The sequence below is a fragment of the Paraburkholderia sp. GAS206C genome (assembly GCF_050435645.1).
Classification (GTDB): Bacteria; Pseudomonadota; Gammaproteobacteria; order Burkholderiales; family Burkholderiaceae; genus Paraburkholderia; species Paraburkholderia phenazinium_B.
Map to the genome: position 1 here is coordinate 430,942 of NZ_JBNDKR010000001.1, position 18,592 is coordinate 449,533.

At 61.8% G+C, this 18,592-nt stretch carries 16 protein-coding genes and 1 pseudogene; 4 read left to right on the forward strand and 13 right to left on the reverse strand.

Annotated features, from left to right (window positions below; genetic code table 11):
• Positions 1-45: 45 nt before the first annotated feature.
• On the reverse strand, positions 46-819 hold the full coding sequence (locus P3T20_RS02010; protein ID WP_429285892.1) for an N-acyl amino acid synthase FeeM domain-containing protein: 774 nt from the start codon (positions 817-819) through the stop codon (positions 46-48).
• A gap of 316 nt (positions 820-1,135) precedes the next feature.
• Here P3T20_RS02010 and P3T20_RS02015 point away from each other — a divergent pair, with 316 nt between their 5' ends.
• On the forward strand, positions 1,136-2,437 hold the full coding sequence (locus P3T20_RS02015) for an MFS transporter (protein WP_429285893.1): 1,302 nt from the start codon (positions 1,136-1,138) through the stop codon (positions 2,435-2,437).
• A 208-nt stretch (positions 2,438-2,645) separates the two neighbouring features.
• Positions 2,646-3,002: a hypothetical protein gene (locus P3T20_RS02020; RefSeq protein ID WP_074268982.1), complete on the forward strand. Its 357-nt coding sequence runs from the start codon at positions 2,646-2,648 to the stop codon at positions 3,000-3,002.
• 3 nt (positions 3,003-3,005) lie between these two features.
• Here P3T20_RS02020 and P3T20_RS02025 read toward each other — a convergent pair whose 3' ends face one another.
• From P3T20_RS02025 to deoC, 8 genes are all read right to left on the reverse strand, one after another.
• Positions 3,006-4,040, reverse strand: a complete 1,035-nt coding sequence (locus P3T20_RS02025; RefSeq protein ID WP_429285894.1) for an ABC transporter permease — start codon at positions 4,038-4,040, stop codon at positions 3,006-3,008.
• 35 nt (positions 4,041-4,075) lie between these two features.
• On the reverse strand, positions 4,076-5,608 hold the full coding sequence (locus tag P3T20_RS02030) for a sugar ABC transporter ATP-binding protein (RefSeq protein ID WP_074268984.1): 1,533 nt from the start codon (positions 5,606-5,608) through the stop codon (positions 4,076-4,078).
• Positions 5,609-5,687: 79 nt separating this feature from the next.
• Entirely contained in the window at positions 5,688-6,692 is a 1,005-nt protein-coding gene (locus tag P3T20_RS02035; RefSeq protein ID WP_429285895.1) for a substrate-binding domain-containing protein, read from the reverse strand.
• Between the two features lie 116 nt (positions 6,693-6,808).
• Entirely contained in the window at positions 6,809-7,837 is a 1,029-nt protein-coding gene (locus tag P3T20_RS02040) for an ABC transporter permease (protein ID WP_074268986.1), read from the reverse strand.
• Positions 7,838-7,928: 91 nt separating this feature from the next.
• Positions 7,929-8,891: a ribokinase gene (gene rbsK, locus P3T20_RS02045; RefSeq protein WP_429285896.1), complete on the reverse strand. Its 963-nt coding sequence runs from the start codon at positions 8,889-8,891 to the stop codon at positions 7,929-7,931.
• Positions 8,888-9,367 carry an RbsD/FucU family protein gene (locus tag P3T20_RS02050; protein WP_074268988.1) on the reverse strand — a complete coding sequence of 160 codons (480 nt, stop codon included), beginning with the start codon at positions 9,365-9,367 and terminating at the stop codon, positions 8,888-8,890. Before P3T20_RS02050 ends, rbsK (P3T20_RS02045) begins: the two co-directional genes overlap by 4 nt.
• 50 nt (positions 9,368-9,417) lie before the next feature.
• Entirely contained in the window at positions 9,418-11,814 is a 2,397-nt protein-coding gene (locus P3T20_RS02055) for an aldehyde dehydrogenase family protein (RefSeq protein ID WP_429285897.1), read from the reverse strand.
• 13 nt (positions 11,815-11,827) lie between these two features.
• Positions 11,828-12,838 (reverse strand): deoxyribose-phosphate aldolase, encoded by a 1,011-nt coding sequence (gene deoC, locus P3T20_RS02060; protein WP_074268990.1) that lies wholly within the window; start codon positions 12,836-12,838, stop codon positions 11,828-11,830.
• A gap of 356 nt (positions 12,839-13,194) precedes the next feature.
• Here deoC and zapE point away from each other — a divergent pair.
• Positions 13,195-13,386: pseudogene (gene zapE / locus P3T20_RS02065) on the forward strand (AFG1/ZapE family ATPase); the annotation flags it as partial.
• Between the two features lie 137 nt (positions 13,387-13,523).
• Here the strand turns inward: zapE and P3T20_RS02070 are convergent.
• Entirely contained in the window at positions 13,524-13,859 is a 336-nt protein-coding gene (locus P3T20_RS02070) for a DUF2322 family protein (protein WP_429285898.1), read from the reverse strand.
• 137 nt (positions 13,860-13,996) lie between these two features.
• Between P3T20_RS02070 and bla the strand changes: the two genes are divergently transcribed.
• Entirely contained in the window at positions 13,997-14,869 is an 873-nt protein-coding gene (gene bla, locus P3T20_RS02075) for a class A beta-lactamase (protein ID WP_083611747.1), read from the forward strand.
• A 103-nt stretch (positions 14,870-14,972) separates the two neighbouring features.
• Here the strand turns inward: bla and rbsK (P3T20_RS02080) are convergent, their stop codons facing one another.
• The 3 genes from rbsK (P3T20_RS02080) to P3T20_RS02090 are packed head-to-tail and all read right to left on the reverse strand — an operon-like array spanning position 14,973 to position 18,569.
• Complete coding sequence (gene rbsK, locus P3T20_RS02080; RefSeq protein ID WP_429285899.1) at positions 14,973-15,905, reverse strand: ribokinase; 933 nt, start codon at positions 15,903-15,905, stop codon at positions 14,973-14,975.
• 37 nt (positions 15,906-15,942) lie between these two features.
• Complete coding sequence (locus P3T20_RS02085; RefSeq protein WP_429285900.1) at positions 15,943-16,944, reverse strand: ABC transporter permease; 1,002 nt, start codon at positions 16,942-16,944, stop codon at positions 15,943-15,945.
• 2 nt (positions 16,945-16,946) lie between these two features.
• Complete coding sequence (locus P3T20_RS02090; protein WP_429285901.1) at positions 16,947-18,569, reverse strand: sugar ABC transporter ATP-binding protein; 1,623 nt, start codon at positions 18,567-18,569, stop codon at positions 16,947-16,949.
• Between the last annotated feature and the right edge of the window lie 23 nt (positions 18,570-18,592).

The following is an 18,592-nucleotide window of genomic DNA, read 5'->3' on the forward strand; positions in this document are numbered from 1 at the left end:
CCACACTCCATTAGTTGGCCTGCCGGATGGCCGGACTATGTTGTTTTAGCTACTTTGAGCAATTTGCGAAGCCTCCAGGCATCCTACCGTTTCTCGCGCAAAAGATAAATCTACCGGGGATAAATCGATGTCCGGGTGGTGTGTTTCAAACACGTACTGGAACAGCGGGTGCTGAACCGCCGCCCATCGCTGGCGAGCTACCGCCACGGGCTTGGCCAAAACCCGGTGAGGTAATCCGCCTACATGCGCCATTGGCAAAAACTGATTTTTTGCGAAAACGTCGTCGAAAAGCATGGCTTCGTATTCGCGATCCAATGGAGTGCGCGCAGTAATCACCATCCAGTCGATCTGCTGTTGCTGGCAATATAAAAACAATGCCTTGCACAACCCGATCTTTACCATCCGTCCCATTACCCCGCCGGCCACTCCCAGCCGGGTCGCCTCCGCCATGCGGGTACCCTGCAACCAGTCCGGCAATTCAACTGATTGCTCGACCGCCAGTGGTGCAAACTGGTTGGTCTGGATGCGCATGGTTCCGAGTGGGCCCCCGTCCAGCTTCGATTCCGCGAGAAGCACGGCTGTGCCGGCCGCGTAATCGCCTATTTCTATCGTCATTTGGCGGGCGAAGTCAGGCAGATGCCTGCTGTAAGCCATTTGGCGCATTTCGACAGCTTTTTGAAGGGATTCTTCGTCCGCGACGATTCGAATGGTAAACGGCATTCTTTCGGTTTTTTTCACCGGCAGGTTCAAATCTACCGAGTCGGCGGCCCGTCCGTTGTGCGATTCGGAAATTAATACTGCAGGATTGAGTCGATCCATTTTGTAACCCCAATTGAGCGATAAGAGAAGAAATCGCCGCACTGGGCACGCCATATATCCGTGCTTCAGCACGACAAACTAGACTCTCATGAACTCAAATTTACGTGTGAGTCCTATCTAATCTTTCTGGGTAACTTACTGAATTGCCTTACCGGCGGGCGATCCGCGCGAAAGCCGAAGCGAGGCGCAAACGTTATCGTCCGATTGCTGCACGATGAGCGCGAGCGGGATCATCGGACTTGCACTACACTTGGCGGCTTTTTAGCAATGCGGCGGCGCATGCATGGCGTCGGATCCGCAACCGACTTCGCAATCAATGAACCCTCAGCCCGCAGAGCCCCCCGCAGATTCGAATCCCACTCCCTCCAGCGAATCACGCGCCGCGACAACCGGCGCTACGCTGCAAAGCTTGCCGCGCAGCAGGCCCTTTCAGCGCTTCTGGTGCACCCGCGTCCTTTCTTCGCTCTCCTTCCAGATGTTGGCAGTTGCCATGGGCTGGCACATCTATGCCATCACACATAGCGCCTTCGCGCTTGGCCTGCTCGGTCTTGCGCAATTTCTGCCGATGTTCACGCTAACCCTCGTGGTCGGCCACGTCGCCGACCGCTACGACCGCCGGCGCATCGCCGCCGTCTGTCAAAGCATCGAAGCCGCTGCTGCGTTGCTGTTTGTGTTGGGCACCTTTGGCGGATGGCTGGGCGCACCTGTTATCTATGCGCTCGCTGCTTGCGTCGGCGCGGCGCGCGCCTTCGAATCACCCACGGTGTCTTCGTTGTTGCCGGGCGTCGTGCCTCGCGCCCAACTGCCCCAGGCGACCGCATGGGCAACCTCGGCCGGCCAGACCGCGCAAATCGTCGGCCCGGCGTTGGGCGGCCTGCTGTATGGCGTTGGCCCTGGGTTTGCGTACATCGTCTGTACGTTCACGTTTGCATTGGCGGCGGCGATGGTCTGGGGTATTCCATTGCAGGCGAAGCCACCCACGCGCGCACCCGTTACCCTCGAGTCCGTCTTTTCAGGCATCGCTTTTATCCGCCAGCAACCAGTCATTCTCGGCGCGCTGTCTCTCGATTTATTCGCGGTCCTGTTTGGCGGTGCGACCGCGCTGCTACCGATCTTCGCGCGCGACATCCTGCATGCCGGACCGCTCGGACTCGGTCTGTTGCGCTCGGCGTCCGCCATCGGGGCGTTGAGTGGCACCGTCTGGCTCGCGCATTTTCCACTGCGTAATCGGCCAGGGGCGGCCATGTTCGGCGGCGTGATTGCGTTCGGCGTGGCGACCATCGTGTTCGGCCTCTCGCATCAATTTCTACTCTCGTGGCTCGCGCTGGCGGCGCTCGGTGCATCGGACGTGATCAGCGTGGTCGTGCGCAGCTCCTTAGTGCAACTACGCACACCGGACGAGATGCTTGGACGCGTGAGCGCGGTCAACTCGCTGTTTATCGGCTCATCGAATCAGCTTGGCGAATTCGAGTCCGGGTTGACCGCCGGATGGTGGGGTGCGCAACCTGCCGTGCTGGTGGGAGGCGTCGCCACCATCGCGGTTGCCCTGCTCTGGATGAGGTTGTTTCCGGCCCTGCGAAAGGTGCAATCACTCGAGCACGAAGAGGTCAGTTCGTAAGATCTGCCAGGAAAATATCTGTTGCGCATACGCAACGTCAAGCGGGAGCGAGTCGGCGTTCCGCGACGGGTCAATTTTACCGATCCACTATGTGGCAGGACAAAATGCCCGTCGCGCAGGTACAGCAACCTTTGCGATCGCACCTTTCTGCAGAACCTCAGTCAAACTTTTTAGCATTGGTCCGAGACTGACGCGAACAGGAGGAGACATGCAGACTGCTCACCACTCTCATCACTTTCATCTCGAGCTACGCCACGCAACGGTACCCACCTACGTGACCAGCTATCTCTTTCCGATCCTGCTGCTTGCCTACGAGGCGTACCGGGTCGGGCGATGGATCTACGATTACGGCATGAACTTCGCGAACTTCAAGTACATGGGCTATGAATTCCTGCTCATGCTGACGTTCGTGGGCCTGCAGATTTTCGTCGAAGTGGTGTTTCTGGCCTGCGCGGGTATTACCCGCCACCCGGACTTCGAGCACCGGGTCGCCAATGTTCTAACGGGTATCGGTTGCTCGCTCGTGGTGATCGGTTTCGATCTGGCGTTGCAGCACGCGTTTTAACGCTCAGGACTTTCGCTGCAGGGCGAACAGTGTGCCGGCGATCAGGATGAACGCGCCGATGATCACTTTTTGCCACGTGCTGGGCACGCCGACGAGGATGAGTACGTTGTTGATCAGCGTGACCAGCACGACGCCGAGCAGCGTGCCGACCACGGTGCCCGTGCCGCCGGTAATGCGTGCGCCGCCGAGAATCACCGCGGCGATCACATCGAGCTCGGAGCCGACCAGGTCGAACGGGTTTGCGAGCCGGTTATTCGACACGTGCAAGATCCCCGCGATGCCCGCCAGCATGCCCGTATAACCGAACACGAACAGGTGGATCGCGCGTACGTTGTAGCCGAGGCGCTCCGCAATCGCGAGGCTGCCACCCATCGCATAGACACCGCGGCCCATCATGGTCCGGTTCAGCAGCCACCAGGTCACTACGGCCGCCAGCACCAGCGCCAGCACCGAAACCGGCAGCACTGCGCGCAAACCGTCCGCCGTTTGATAGAAAAACAGCGGGATGCGCCCAAAGCGATCCATGCTGTGCGGGATGTTCATGAAGAACGTCGTGCCGATGAAAGTCAGCAGGATGCCGCGATACAGATATTGCGTGCCGATCGTCACGATCAGCGAAGGCGCTTTGAGCCGGTGCACGAGCATGCCGTTGATCAGGCCAAGTAGTGTGCCGCCCACTGCGCCGGTGATCAGGATCAACGCAAACGGCTCATCGGGCCACCATGCGAACACGGCCTTGGTGATCCCATACATCGTCAGCGCACCAATCGCCGTGAACGACACGTCGATGCCGCCCGAGGCCAGCACGACCAGCGTGCCAAGCGCAAACAGCGAGACCGTGGTCGCCGAATGCAACGTGTCGAATAGCGTCGCAAACTGGAAGAAGCGCGGATTGATCGCGCCCACGACGACGCACATCACCACGATCAGTCCGAAGGTGAACCACTCAGGGTTACGCGCCAGTTTGGCCCGCAAGCCAAGCGGTTTGACCTGCGGGGCAATTTCGACGACGGATGGTGTGGTCATGGTCTGGTTCATGCGCGGGTTCATGCGTGTAACGTCCCTAACGTCTTTTAAGCGGCTTCCGACAGCAGCGCGTGGTACAGGTCGGCTTCTTTCATCTGGTCGGCCTGGTATTCGTTCGCGACGCGTCCCTTCTTCATCATCAGGATGCGGTCGCAGTTCTGCAGCAGCTCGGGCAGGTCGTCGCTGATCAGGATAATGCCAATGCCGCGCTGCGACAGCCGCTGCATGATGCGGTAGATGATGTCCTTGGAGCCGACGTCCACGCCGACAGTCGGGCCGTGCAGGATTAGCACGCGCGGATCGATGGCGAGCCAGCGGCCAATCAGCACGCGTTGCTGGTTACCGCCCGAGAGCGACTGCACAGGCTTGTCGACATCGGGCGTGGCAATCTGCAATTCCTTGACGGTCTCCACGGCGAGCGCCTGCGCCCGGGCGCGGTCGATCTGGCCGAAGCGGTCGCGCAGGCCGGAAATCATCGCGGTGATTACGTTGTCGCGAATCGGCTTGTCGAGAAAGAGCCCTTCATTCAGGCGGTCTTCCGGCACGTAGCCGATACGGTGATCTTTCGCCTCCGAGGGCGTACGCAATGTAATGCGCTTGCCGTCGAGCACGACCTCGCCATGCTGCGCAGGCGCCACGCCGGCCAGGGCGCGCGCCAGTTCGTTGCGTCCCGAATCCAGCAGCCCCGTCACGCCCAGAATCTCGCCGCGATGAAGTGCAAACGACACATCGGCAAATTGCCCAGTGCGGGTAAGACCGCTCACATCGAGCACGACCTCTGCGCCAAAACCGCCTTCGCGGTAGCGCTCGCTCGACAGATGCCGGCCCGTCATCAATTCGCTGATCTGCGCCTTGGTGTAGTTCGTGATCGGCCCTTGCGCCATGGTCTGGCCGTCGCGCAGCACGATCACCTCGCCGCCGATTGCATAGCATTCGTCGAGCTTGTGGCTGACGAACAGAACCGTCACACCCTGCGCGCGCAGATTGGTTAGCACTGCAATCAGGTTGTCGACTTCCTTTTGCGTCAACGAAGTCGTGGGCTCGTCCATGATGACGAACTTCGCCTCGCTCGCGATGGCTCGCGCAATGGCCACGAGCTGGCGTGTCGCGAGCGGCAGCTGTTCGATCAGGGTTGCCTGGAAATCCGCATCGCCCGGCAGACCGACCGACTCGAGCGCGCGCGCTGCCGTCTTCGCCAGCGCGCGCCGGTCGAAGGTGCGGGCCAGACGGCCGTTATGCGTAGCCAGCTCCGAGGTCAGCGCGACGTTTTCGACCACGCTCATATTCGGCAGCAGGGAGAGGTCCTGGTACACCGTCTCGATCCCGGCCGCGAGCGATTCGAGCGCCGAAAGGCGCGCATGCGACACGCCCTCGATAATGAGCTCGCCTTCATCGGGCGGCTGCGCGCCCGAGATAATCTTGATCAACGTGCTCTTGCCGCAGCCGTTCTCGCCAAGCAGATGATAGATCTGCCCACGCTGAAACGAGAGGCTCACGCCACGCAATGCGTGCACGCCGGTAAAGCGCTTGTGCACGCCAACAACCTGCAGGAACGGCACGGAAGCAGCGTCTGAATTCATATTCCAATCGCAAACTTAAGAAATGCACCCGCACGTGGAACTCACGCGCGGGCACACCGTTACAGAGGAATCTACAAGCTTAGAACGAGTAGTTCTTGTAGTTCGACTTGTCGACGTCAACCCAACCCTGGCCGCGCACGATGATGCCCTTGCCCGGACCCTTGGTGACGGTCACCTTGGTGTAGCCCGGAATGCCGAGGTTGTCGCCGTCATGCACGGTCTGGCCGTGGATCAGCATCAGTGCGATCTTGTTCATCGCAATGCCAGCAAGCTTCGGATCCCAGAACGAAATACCGTTGATGGCGCCGCTTTCCAGGAACTTGCCCGCCTCGCCCGGCAGACCCGTGCCGTACACGCAAATCTTGCCCTGCAGACCCGCTTCTTCAACGGCGCGGCCAATGCCGATCACGTCCAGCGACGACGAACCCTGGAAACCCTTCAGGTCCGGATGCTTGCGCAGCACTTCCTTCGCGACTTCATAGGCGCGCTCGCCGTCGTTATTGGTTTCGAGCTTCGGCTCGACCAGATCCATCTTCGGATACTTGGCCTTCGCGTTGCCGATCCCGCCATCGGCCCACTGCACCTGCGAGCGGCTGCCGAGCGAGCCCACCAGCACGGCCCATTTGCCATCGTCGTGCATGCACGAGGCCAGGTGTTCGTTCAGATTGGCGCCATAGGCCGTGTTATCGAATGCTTCGATGTCGACCATGGTGTTCTTTTCATTGTCGGCCTCGTGCGTGACCACCTTGATGCCGCGGTCCATCGCCTTCTTCAGCACGGGTTCGAGCGTCGGCGGATCGTACGGCACCACTGCCAGGGCATCGACCTTCTTGGCGACCAGGTCTTCAATGATCTTTAGTTGCTGTGCTGCGTCCGCCTGGCCCGGGCCGGTCTGATAGGCCGTGACACCGGGGTTGTCTTTCGCGAACTCCTTGACGCCTTCGTCCATCCGGTTGAACCAGTTGATGCCGGTCACCTTCACCACTGTCACGATCGTGACATTATTCGCCGCCTGCGCTGCAGCGATCACGCCTACCGTGAGGACACCCGCGGCGATCGCGGCGCTCAATCGAGTCAGTTTCATACCAAGTCTCCATTTTTCTTTCGATGTCGCCCTGCTTCACGGTTGCGGACATCCAGGGCCCCGATGTACGCCGTGTACTAAACCTTGCCTATGTGCCGATGTTCACGCTGAGCTCACTAACGCCGCGTGGACGGATCGGATCGCGTGAAGCCGAAGATCGCGCTGACCCGCTCGCCGCCACCAAACGCCAGCGACAGCAGCAACAGAAAACCCCATGCGCAGTCGCCGAAGAATTGCGACACGCCCAGCAGATTGAAAAGGCTCGCGAGGAACTGCAGCACCGTCGCCGCGAAAAACACGGAGATAATGCGGCCGCGGCCGCCAGCGGGATTCACGCCGCCCATCACCGCGATCAGGATCGAGATCAGCAGATACGAATTGCCGTAGTCCCACTTCGCGCTCGACGTATGTGTGGCACTGATCAGGCCGGCCAGGGATGCCAGCACGCCGCACATCGTGTAAGTCACGATCAGCATGCGGTCACGCGGAATCCCGGCGTAGAAAGCGGCCTTGGGGTTGGTGCCCATCAGATACAGCCGCAGGCCGAACGGACTGCGCTTAAGCAGCCAGCCCAGCACGATGATTGCGGCGATGAAGATGACGAACGAGACCGGCACCTGGAACCACGTGCCGTTACCGATATCCGAGAGCTGATCGACATACTCGACCGGCACCGAGGCGCCGTTGCTCAACACGACCGCAATGCCGGTGAACAGCAACTGGGTGCCGAGCGTGCAAAGAATGGGGGTGAGCCGCAGCTTCGCAATCACGATGCCGTTCAGCAGGCCGCCGAGCAGTCCCATGACGACCGTAATCGCACAGAAGACCGCTGTGTAGGCGACGGGCGAGGCGTCGCTGCTGATGAGTTTCGGCAACGCCAGCGCGGCAACCATGCCCGACAGATTGGCGAGGCCGACGCCCGACAGGTCGATACCGCCGTTGCCGGAGATCATCGAGAGCATGATGCCGAGCGCGAGCAGACCGAGCTCGGGCAACTGGCTGCCCATCGACTGCAGATTGTCGATGTCCACGAACTGGCCGTGCGACAGGCCTGTGGCCACCAGCACGACAAGCACGTTGACGATCAGCAGAAAATTCAACTGCCGGTCGGAGAACAGCTTTCCAACAGCGAACGAGGACTTCATGGTGAAGACAGACTCCTTCAAACTGCATCGAACTTCAGTGAGCCTTTGAGGCGCGTCTAAAGCGGTCTCAATGCACCTTTAGTACGCAGGCTTATTGCGCAGACGCCGGTTGGCCCGACTGACTCAATACCTGATTCACTTCGCTCAAGGTCGGCATGGACGGCGCCGTGCCGGGCCGCGTGACGGAGATGCCAGCCAGCGCACAGCCGAAGCGCATCGCTTCCACGGGATCGGCGCCGCGTGCCAGCGCAGCTGCAAAGCCGCCCGTGAAGCCGTCGCCTGCGCCAGCCGTTTCCACAACACGGCCGCACTGGAACGCCGACACGAGTACCGATTGCGTGGCCGAGTGCAGCAACGCACCCGCTTCGCCCAGCGTGACGATCACCGTGCCGACGCCTTTAGCCAGCAGAACGTCAGCGGCACGACGCGCGTCGTCGGCGTTCTGGATCGGCACGCCCGTCAACGCGGCGGCTTCCGTTTCGTTCGGCGTGATGTAGTCGCACAGCGGGAAAATATCGTCGTCGAGCGGTAACGCAGGCGCCGGATTGAACACCGTGGCGACACCATGCCGGCGCGCCACTTCGAGACCGCGGCGCGCGGCAGAGATCGGCTGCTCCAGTTGCGTCACGAACACCTGCGCAGCGGCAATATCCGCTTCAATCGCGTCGACGTCGCTCGCGTTCATCGTGCCCGCAGCACCGGAAGCGACGATGATCGCGTTCCTGCCGTCGGTCTCGTCGACAAAAATATGCGCCGCTCCCGTCGACACGCCCTCTACGGCAGTCGCGCGTGCCGTGATGCCTTCGGCAGCCCACGTCGAGCGGGCGATCGCGCCGAACGCATCGTTGCCGAGGCGCGTGCAGAACACCACTTGTGCGCCAGCGCGCGCCGCCGCAACCGCCTGATTCGAGCCCTTCCCGCCGGGGCCCATCGCAAAGGACGAGCCCGCGATGGTTTCGCCGATCAGCGGCATACGTTCGGCGCGGAAAGTCAGATCGGTCACATAGATGCCGAGAATGACAACGCGCCCATTCGCCTGGGACTGCGTACTCATTTGCTGCGCTCCGTCGCACTGGGCGCGTCCGGCGCCAGCAACACACCCTTCTTGAACACAAAGCAGCCGTACCCACGCTGCTCGCCGGTCGCGATCACGCAATACGCCTGCTTCGCCCGCTCATAGAAAGCGAAGCGTTCAATCGAGGCAAACGGCACATCGCGCCCTTCGGCGGCGTTCACTTCAGCTTGCGCCTCGCGTTGCACGGCAGGAATCGTGTTCGGCTCGCCGACCACTTCCATGCGCAACGCCGGATCGTCGACGAAGCTATCGAGCGGCATGACAGACAGCACCGCGCGAACCGCGCTCGCTGCATCCGCGCCGTCGAAACGCAGCAGTTTGCCCAGCACCGTTTCACGCGCAACGGAATCGCCGGGGAAATTCGCATCGCAAATCACCACTTCGTCGCCGTGGCCCATCGCACGCAGCGCGTACAGCACATCGGCGTTCAACAGCGGGTCCAGATTCTTCAGCACAGTGTCTTCTCCATGTTCTAGTGGACTGCCATCGGATCAGCGTTCGACGGTCAGTCTCCGTAAGGTATCCAGATGTTCTTCACTTGCACCGCCTGACGCAACCAGGCCGGGCCTTCTGTCGAGCGGTCGAACCAGTCGAACTCGCGGCCATGATCGACAAAGGTGCGCTTCAGGTTGCCCACCGAGGCGCGTTCGACCAATGCCGAATCCGCCGCGCTGCCGAAGCACCAGAGCGCATCGACGTCATCGTGTTTGGCCAGCGCAGGCAGCAACGCAGCGCGCTCGCCGGTGACGATGTTCAGCACGCCGGCAGGTATATCCGATGTCTCGACCACCTGATACAGATCCGTCGCCGTCAACGGGTTCGATTCGCTCGGCAGTACCACCACGCGGTTGCCCATCGCCAGCGCCGGCCCCACCAGCGAGACGAAGGCCAAAAGCGGTGCCTCGTCGGGACAGGCAATGCCGATCACGCCAAGCGGCTCGTGCATTGCCAGCGCGACACCACGCAACGGCGGAGTATGCACCGCGCCGTCGAACTTGTCCGCCCACGCGGCATAGGTGAAGAGTCGCGTCACCGCCGCTTCGACTTCCGCTTGAGCGGCGGCTAGCTCAACGCCGGTGCGCGCCACCAGTTGCCGCGCGAATTCGTCGCCCCGCACCGTGAGATTCTCGGCGAGGTAGTACAGGACCTGGGCGCGATTATGCGTACTGGCCTGCGACCACTTCCCTGCACCGCGCGCCGCCTCGACAGCATTGCGAATGTCCTTGCGATTACCCTCGCCCACCTCGCCGACAATCACGCCGTCTGCACCATAGACGGGCAGCGAATAACCGCCGTCTGGCCGAACCTGCTTGCCGCCAATGAACAGCTTGGCAGTGCGATCGATCGGCGTGACGTTTGCCACCGCGGCGAGCGACGGGTCCGTTGCGGCGCGCTCATTCGCAACTCGCGCAGGACGCTCAACGAGCTTAAGCCATGCACGCGGCTTCAGATATTCGTAAATGCCCTCGCGACCGCCTTCACGACCATAACCCGACTCGCGATAACCGCCAAAGCCGACCGCGGCATCGAACAGATTGGTTGCGTTGACCCACACGACACCCGCTTGCAGGCGCGGCGCGATATCGAGCGCACGGCCAATCGTTTCGCTCCACACGCTCGCGGCCAGTCCATAGCGCGTGTTGTTGGCAAGCGCGACCGCTTCGTCCGGCGTGCGGAAGCTCATCGTCACCAGAACGGGGCCGAAGATTTCTTCCTGAGCGAGCGTCGAAGCAGGAGCAACACCTGTTACGAGTGTGGGCGGGTAATAGCAACCCTGACCCGGCACGGCCGCATCCGGCGATTGCCATACCGAGCAGCCTTCCAGACGGCCCGCTTCCACGAGCGACTGAATTCGCTCGAGCTGCACCGGATCGACGATCGCGCCCATATCGATGCTCTTGTCGAGCGACGAACCCACGCGCAGCGTTTCCATGCGCCGCTTCAGCTTGTCGATGAAGCGCGCTTCAATGCCCTCCTGCACCAGCAGACGCGAACCGGCGCAGCAGACCTGTCCCTGGTTGAACCAGATGGCGTCCACGACGCCTTCGACTGCACCGTCGAGGTCGGCATCGTCGAACACGATGAACGGCGACTTGCCACCGAGTTCGAGCGTCAGCGATTTACCGGAGCCGGCCGTCACCGAGCGAATCTGCCGGCCGACTTCAGTCGAGCCGGTAAACGCGAGCTTGTCCACATCAGGATGTTCGACGAGCGCAGCGCCAGTGCGGCCATCGCCGGTAACAACATTCAGCACACCCGCAGGCAAACCGGCGCGATACGCCAGCTCCGCAAACAATAAGGCAGTGAGCGGCGTGTATTCTGCAGGTTTCAGCACAACACAATTTCCGGTTGCGATAGCCGGCGCGATCTTCCACGCGAGCATCAGCAGCGGGAAATTCCATGGCACGATCTGACCGACTACGCCCAGCGGCGCAAAATCGGCAAACTCGCTGTCCTGCAGTTGCGCCCACCCGGCGTGATGCAGGAAGTGACGCGCGACCAGCGGCACGTCGATGTCGCGCGTCTCGCGAATCGGCTTGCCGTTGTCGAGCGCTTCGAGCACGGCGAACAGACGGCTATGCCGCTGCACCATGCGCGACAGCGCATACAGATGACGCGCGCGTCCAGCGCCACCGAGCGCTAGCCAGGCAGGCTGCGCGGCGCGTGCGGCAGCAACCGCCGCGTCGATATCAGCCGCATCGCCTTGAGCGATTTGCGCAAGCAACTCGCCCGTGGCAGGTTCGCGCGATTCGAAGCGCTCGCCCGAAGCCGGTGCATGCCATGCCCCGCCGATAAAATGCCCGAAGCTCGCCTCGTGCTGCGCAAGCCACGCGCGCGCAGGCTGATCGTCCTCGGGTGCGGGACCGTACTCCATCGAAGAAAAATATTCGGCTACGCTCATGGGATCGATCTGCTCAGGCTACGGGGTGACGATTGAAGGAGGAATAACGGCCGCTCACGTGATGTTCGAGCTGGCGTTCGATGTCCGCGAGAAGACTCGACGCGCCGACACGGAACAGTTCCGGCTCGAGCCACGCACGCCCCAGTTCCTCTTTCATCAGGATCTGATACGTGAGCACGGATTTCGCACTGGACACACCGCCCGCCGGCTTGAAACCGATCAGGATGCCGGTACGCTCGTAGTAATCGCGGATCATGCGCACCATCACCAGCGACACGTCGAGCGTCGCATTCACGCCTTCCTTGCCGGTTGAAGTCTTGATGAAATCGGCGCCCGCCATCATGCAGATCATCGAAGCGCGCGCCACATTCGAGAGCGTGCGGATATCGCCGGTGGCGAGAATCGCTTTCAGATGCGCCGGACCGCAGGCCGCACGGAAATCGCGCACCTCGTTGTAAAGCGCTTGCCAGTTGCCCGTAAGCACATGTTCGCGCGTGACGACGATGTCGATCTCTTGCGCGCCATCGGCCACCGAGGCTTCGATCTCTTTCAGTTTGAGCGGATGCGGAATGAGGCCTGCCGGAAAGCCGGTGGACACTGCCGCAACGGGGATGCCGCTGCCCTGCAATGCATCGACCGCAGCGGCCACAAAGCGATGATAGACGCACACCGCGCCGGTCGTGATGGTCTGCGGTGCGATGCCGAGCGCGCTGAGGATATCCGCACGCACCGGCTGCCGCGCTTTTGCGCACAGGCGCCGCACGCGGCCTTCGGTGTCGTCGCCGCTCAGCGTGGTCAGGTCGATGCAGGTGACCGCCTTCAATAGCCACGCGGCCTGCGCATCTTTCTTGACGGTGCGCCGCGTGCCGAGCGTAGCGGTGCGCCGCTCGACTGCAGACTGATTCACGCGCAGGCCGTCGAGCCAGGCGGCGTCGAACGGCACGCCGGGATTACGTTCGGGATGTACGGCCACGCCGCGCCGAAGCGCGATGACCGAGGAAGACGAAGATGGAGCTTCAGGCATGGGTCGTCCGTGATTTTGTGCAGTGCACAGCAACCAGTGATGGTTTATTCGCAACCATCGTACATCGAATGATAGGATCGTAACAAGCTTCGTTACGATCATTTCCTTATATCGTGTTTGCGGAACTGGCGCGCATTGGCAACCGCCGGGTGGTCACGGGTTTGGCCATCGGTATTTCCACTAGGCGCTGTACTGCGAGTGCAGATATCGTTGAGCCCGCAGCGGTGCCTGGTTGGATGACCCCTGTTCGAAAACGACCCTGCTCAAAACGTGGAGTTGCAGCACGATGATTGACGAAGCTCGTGTCGTGAGCGCCCTGGCGGCGCACGCGATCGTGCCGGATGACAGCCAGCGCCGCGGTCTCGCGGCAATGGCTCGACGGCGTCGAGCTGCTGTGCTTCGATGAATTCCACGTGCACGATATCGCCGATGCATTTCTGATCGGCTGCTTTCTCGAGATCGCACTTGAACTGGGCACGCGCATCGTGCTGACGTCGAACTACGCGCCGCAGGGTCTGCTGCCGAATCCGGAATTTCATGAGCGCTTCGATCTGTCACACACGCTGAGCCGGTTAGCCGAAATGCAATCGCGAACCTATCCGAATCTTTTCGATAGCCCTGCGGCAGCGTCCGAGATGACGACATCCCTCACCTGAGCGATGCCGCCTGTTCTACGGTTGCGCGCTCAGGCCGCGGCGGCAACCACCTCGATGCGCAACGCCTCTCCTCCCGCCGCAATGACAAGCAGACGGTCGACGTTGGGATGTGCACCCGGACGATTACGGGCGTCGGACGTATGCTCCGCGAATACTGCCATGCCGTGCTCGGCTGCCTTGGCATCCAGCGCGCCGAATACCTGCTGCAGATAATGGTAAACGGCGACCGAACCTTGCTTGCCAGGCTTGTTCTCAATGCTTGCCACCGCAGCACCCTTGCCGTCCAGCAGATCGATACGCTCGATGCCGTCGATCGAAGGCAGTTGAGCCAGATTGTCCTTGAATACGTTACTCGGTTGAATCACTTAAGGGGCTCCATCGGTTAGATAGTGAACGTTGCGGCGGTATCTTATCCGATAGGATTCTGCACAACGCGCAAGCTCGTCCGGCGACCGGTTCGCAGAATGCGCACCAGAAAACTTCTAACTATCAGGACGATTCTTTGCCCATCTCTATCACGCGTCGGCGCCTGGCTCTCGGGCTACCGTTCCTGCTCGGCAGCGGGCTCACCACTCAGCTTTACGCAGCCACCAACCCCATCAGCAACATCGAACGCCGCCGCGGCGGACGCCTTGGCGTGTTTGCCATCGATACCGGCTCCGGCCGAACGCTCGCTTACCGGGCCGACGAACGTTTCCTGATGTGCAGCACCTTCAAGGGACTTCTCGCCGCGCAGGTGCTCGCACGCGTGGACGCGGGCAAGGAGAATCTGGACCGCCTCGTGCATTACACGGAGAAGGACCTGATCTTCACGTCCCCCGTGACGAAGGCCAATGTCGCGCAAGGCGCCATGTCGGTCCGCGCGATGTGTCAGGCCATCGTCGAAGTCAGCGACAACACAGCGGCGACCCTGTTGATGAGAGACGCTGGCGGCCCGCCCGCGCTGACCCAATTCGTTAGAGGCCTCGGCGACACCGTCACGCGTTCGGATCGCTATGAACCCGACTCCAACCAATACAGCGGCGCGCGCGATACCACGACGCCGAAAGCGATCACGAAATCAGTCGGCAAGATACTCCTGGGCAATGTGTTGAGCGCGCAGTCGCGTCAACAACTTGAAAGCTGGATGATCGATTGCGAGCCAGGCCTCGACAGGATCCGCGCAGCGTTGCCGACGGACTGGGTTGCCGCAGACCGGCCGGGAACCAGCGTCGAAGAAGAAACGAACGACTACGCGATCGTGCGGCCACCGGGACGTGCGCCTCTACTTGTCGCGGCCTATTACGATGCACCGTATGTCGACATGGACGGCCGTGAAGCCGTCATGCGCGAGGTCGGTGCCGCGTTTGTCGACTGGGCCAAGCGCAGCGCGTAATGAGAGCCGGCCTGCGCAATCGGCATTGCTATCACAGCAATACGATCGGCAGCGCAGGCCGTCTCAGCTATTTGACGTCGAAATTTTTAAAGAACGATCCGCTTCAGCCCGCGCTATCCACTTCTGCACGCGTAGGTATCGACGGTTGCGCGCCAGCGCGCGTGACCGAAATCGAGGCCGCCCGTTGCGCCAGACTGATCGCGCCTTCAAGCGGCTGCCGCGCGGCAATTTGCGCGGCAAATACACCAATAAACGTATCCCCAGCAGCAGTCGTATCGACCGCCTGAACCTGCGGCGCAGGGAAGTGCGTCCCTTCGCCACCTTCGAGCAAAAGATAGGCGCCTTGTGAGCCAAGCGTCACGATCACATTGCGCGCGCCGCCACGTTGCAACTCTGTCGCCGCCCTTCTCGCGCCACTCTCCGATTCGACCGGCAGGCCGGCGAGGATTGCGGCTTCGACCTCGTTCGGCACGAGGTAATCGACCAGCGGCAACCATTCAGCGGGCAACGGCCCGGTTGCCGGCGCCGGATTCAGCACCGTGATCTTGCCAAGGCGCCGCGCAAGACTAAGCGTCGCGAAGACCGAATCCCATGGCGTTTCCAGCTGGCAAACCACGACGTCGCAAGCCTTGATTGCGGCCTCGTGACGCGCGACGCTATCCGGCGTGAGCTGGCCATTGCTGCCCGCAACCACGACGATAGTGTTCTGTCCGTCGTCCGAGACCGTCACCATCGCGACACCGGTAGGCTGCGCCGGGTCGACATCAATACCTGCGCAATCGATGCCTTCCGTTTCCAGATCCTTGACGCGCTGCGCGCCGTTGGCATCCTTACCGACGCATCCGACCATCGCCACACGCGCACCGATGCGCGCTGCCGCCACCGCCTGATTGCCGCCCTTGCCGCCGGCAACCTGAGAAAACTCATGTCCGCTAATGGTCTCGCCCGGCCGCGGCAAATGCGGCGAACGCGCCACGAGGTCGGTATTGATACTGCCCACCACGAGAACCCGGCCCTGCTTCACTTCTTTCGACACTTTCTCTCTCCTGCCGATCATTCGCCGAATGACGGGATCATGCGGCGCGACGCCGGCTTCTATAGGTATCCAGCACGACCGCCACGACAATGACGGCCCCTGTAATAATGCGTTTGGTGGGTTCGGTAGCGCCAATCTGCGCGAGACCTGCGGCCAGCACCGAGATGATCAACACGCCGAAGAAGGTGCTGGTCACCGAGCCACGCCCACCCATCAAACTCGTCCCGCCAATCACCACCGCTGCAATCACCTGCAATTCGATGCCCGAGCCGGCATTCGGATCTGCCGCTTCGAGACGTGAGATCTGGAACAGCGCGGCGAGGCCGGAGAGCAGACCCATCATCGCGAATACCGCGATCTTGTAGGGCCGCGGATTGACGCCTGCGAGACGCACCGCTTCCTCGTTGGTGCCGATACCGACCAGATAGCGGCCAAACACCGTGCGCGTCAACACGAACTGCGCAACGACCATCACGATGATAGCGATCAGAAACGCGGGCGAAATGCCAAACGCGATCGGGTTGGAGAGGAAGTCGAACGCATCGCCGATGTACGCCGTGCGCGAGTTGGTCAGTTGATACGCAATGCCGCGTGCCCCCTCGAGCACGCCGAGCGACACGATAAACGACGGAATCCGCCACGCCACGGTAATCGTGCCGGTCACGCAGCCCGTCAAGGTTGCGCCCGCCATGCCGAGCAAGGCAGACGGCAGCGCCGGCCAATGCCATTGCAATGCCGCGATGCTCGTCAACGCCGCGCCGAGCGCCAGCACGGAGCCGACTGACAGATCGATGCCCGCGATGATCAGCACAAAGGTCATGCCGATCGACATCACCACCAGATCGGGGATCTGGTTAGCGATCGTGCTGAACGTGTCGTAGGTGAGGAAGTGCGAGCTCAGCAGCGAAAACAGTACGATCATGCCGAGCAGCGCGCCAAGCAGTCCCAGGTAGTTCGAGAAACCAAGACGCGTGCCGACCGGCTTTGCGTTCTTGGGCGGTTCGTTCTGCAGCGTAGGCAGGCTGGTTGGTGCGGTCATGCTTAGTACTCCACTAATTTGTCGCCGGGCTTGCCGCCGGGCACGTGTGCATCGGGAGCGATCGGCTCATGCAGGATTTCGTCGCGCTGCGTGTAGCCCGCGAACGCCGCTGCGAGCAGCGCGTCCTGGGTCCAGGCGCCGCGCTCGAACAGTCCCGTCATCCGTCCTGCCGACATCACGCCGATGCGGTCGCAAATCGACATCAGTTCGCGCAGATCGCTCGACACCACCACCAAAGCACGGCCTTCCCGCGCTAGGGTGCCCATCAAGGCGTAGATATCGAACTTCGCGCCGACGTCGATGCCGCGCGTGGGTTCGTCGAACAACAGCACCGTGCAATCGCGCGCGAGCCAGCGGCCGATCACCACCTTCTGCTGATTACCACCCGAAAGCTCGGATACGACCTGAGCCGGTCCTGAGCAACGCACGCGCATGGCGTCGATCTGCTGGCCCGCCATGGCCGCCTCGCGACGCGCGTCCACCACGCCGTTCTTCGACACGGCGCCCAGATGGCCGAGCGAAATATTGGCGGCGATCGGCTGCGTGAGCAGGAGGCCTTCGCCTTTGCGATCTTCCGTAATCAGGGCGACGCCATGCTTCACGGCGTCTACTGGCGAGGTGATCTGCACTTTCTCGAGCGCACCGCCGCCATATGCAATCGACACTTCGCCGGCATCGGCGCGATCCGCGCCGTAGATAAGCCGCATCAGTTCGGTGCGGCCCGCGCCGATCAAACCGCTGATGCCGAAAATCTCACCGGCCTTCACTTCGAAGGAAACGTCGTGCACCACGGGCTCGCGGGTCATCCCGCTGACCTTCAGCGCGACCTCGCCGATGCGCCGCTCGCCAAGATCGATCGACTCGCCGATGTCGCGCCCGACCATCAGCGTCACGAGACGGTCGGCAGAGAGGTTCGCCATTTCGTCGACATGCACGAGCCGGCCGTCACGCAGCACGGCGGCGCGCTTCGCGATACGTTTCAATTCTTCCAGCCGGTGCGAGATATACACCAGCGCGACGCCACGGGACTTGAGCCGCTCGATCTGCTCGAACAGCAGATCGACCTCGCGCGCCGTCAGCATCGCGGTGGGTTCGTCGAGGATCAACACGCGGCAATCGCCGATCAGATTGCGGGCGATCTCGACCATCTGCTGATGCCCGATGCCCAGGGTACCCACCAGCGTATCGGGATGGATCGCGTCGAGCCCGACTTGCGCCATGGCGTGCCGCGCATCCTCGCGCAGTTTGGTGCGGTCGATCCAGCCGAACACGCCGCGCTGCGGCAAGCGGTTCAGGAACAGATTTTCGGCAACAGAAAGCGTCGGCAGCAGGTTCAGTTCCTGCATGACCATGCGCACGCCAAGCGCTTCAGCGTCCTTGCGGCTCGCGGGCGTGTAAGCCGTGCCGCCTAGCGTCATCGAGCCGGTCGTCGGCGTCACCAGACCGCCGACGATCTTCGACAAGGTGCTCTTGCCCGCACCGTTTTCGCCGGTCAGCGCCAGCACCTCGCCTGCGCGCAGGTCCAGCGAGATATCCGCGAGTACGGGCTCGGCGTAGGTCTTGCCGATGCCGTGAACCTGCAGCACGGTTTTGGCATCGACAAGGGAAAGGTTTGGAGTAGACATCAAATTGACCGAATCAGACCAGA

Bases quoted from the DNA above. Each gene is read 5' to 3' on its own strand.
- P3T20_RS02090 (WP_429285901.1), bottom strand. From the start codon at position 18,569: ATGTCTACTCCAAACCTTTCCCTTGTCGATGCCAAAACCGTGCTGCAG.
- rbsK (WP_429285896.1), bottom strand. From the start codon at position 8,891: ATGAGTACGCAGTCCCAGGCGAATGGGCGCGTTGTCATTCTCGGCATC.
- P3T20_RS02055 (WP_429285897.1), bottom strand. From the start codon at position 11,814: ATGAGCGTAGCCGAATATTTTTCTTCGATGGAGTACGGTCCCGCACCC.
- P3T20_RS02010 (WP_429285892.1), bottom strand. From the start codon at position 819: ATGGATCGACTCAATCCTGCAGTATTAATTTCCGAATCGCACAACGGA.
- P3T20_RS02015 (WP_429285893.1), top strand. From the start codon at position 1,136: ATGAACCCTCAGCCCGCAGAGCCCCCCGCAGATTCGAATCCCACTCCC.
- P3T20_RS02040 (WP_074268986.1), bottom strand. From the start codon at position 7,837: ATGAAGTCCTCGTTCGCTGTTGGAAAGCTGTTCTCCGACCGGCAGTTG.
- P3T20_RS02085 (WP_429285900.1), bottom strand. From the start codon at position 16,944: ATGACCGCACCAACCAGCCTGCCTACGCTGCAGAACGAACCGCCCAAG.
- P3T20_RS02020 (WP_074268982.1), top strand. From the start codon at position 2,646: ATGCAGACTGCTCACCACTCTCATCACTTTCATCTCGAGCTACGCCAC.
- P3T20_RS02035 (WP_429285895.1), bottom strand. From the start codon at position 6,692: ATGAAACTGACTCGATTGAGCGCCGCGATCGCCGCGGGTGTCCTCACG.
- deoC (WP_074268990.1), bottom strand. From the start codon at position 12,838: ATGCCTGAAGCTCCATCTTCGTCTTCCTCGGTCATCGCGCTTCGGCGC.
- P3T20_RS02025 (WP_429285894.1), bottom strand. From the start codon at position 4,040: ATGAACCAGACCATGACCACACCATCCGTCGTCGAAATTGCCCCGCAG.
- P3T20_RS02030 (WP_074268984.1), bottom strand. From the start codon at position 5,608: ATGAATTCAGACGCTGCTTCCGTGCCGTTCCTGCAGGTTGTTGGCGTG.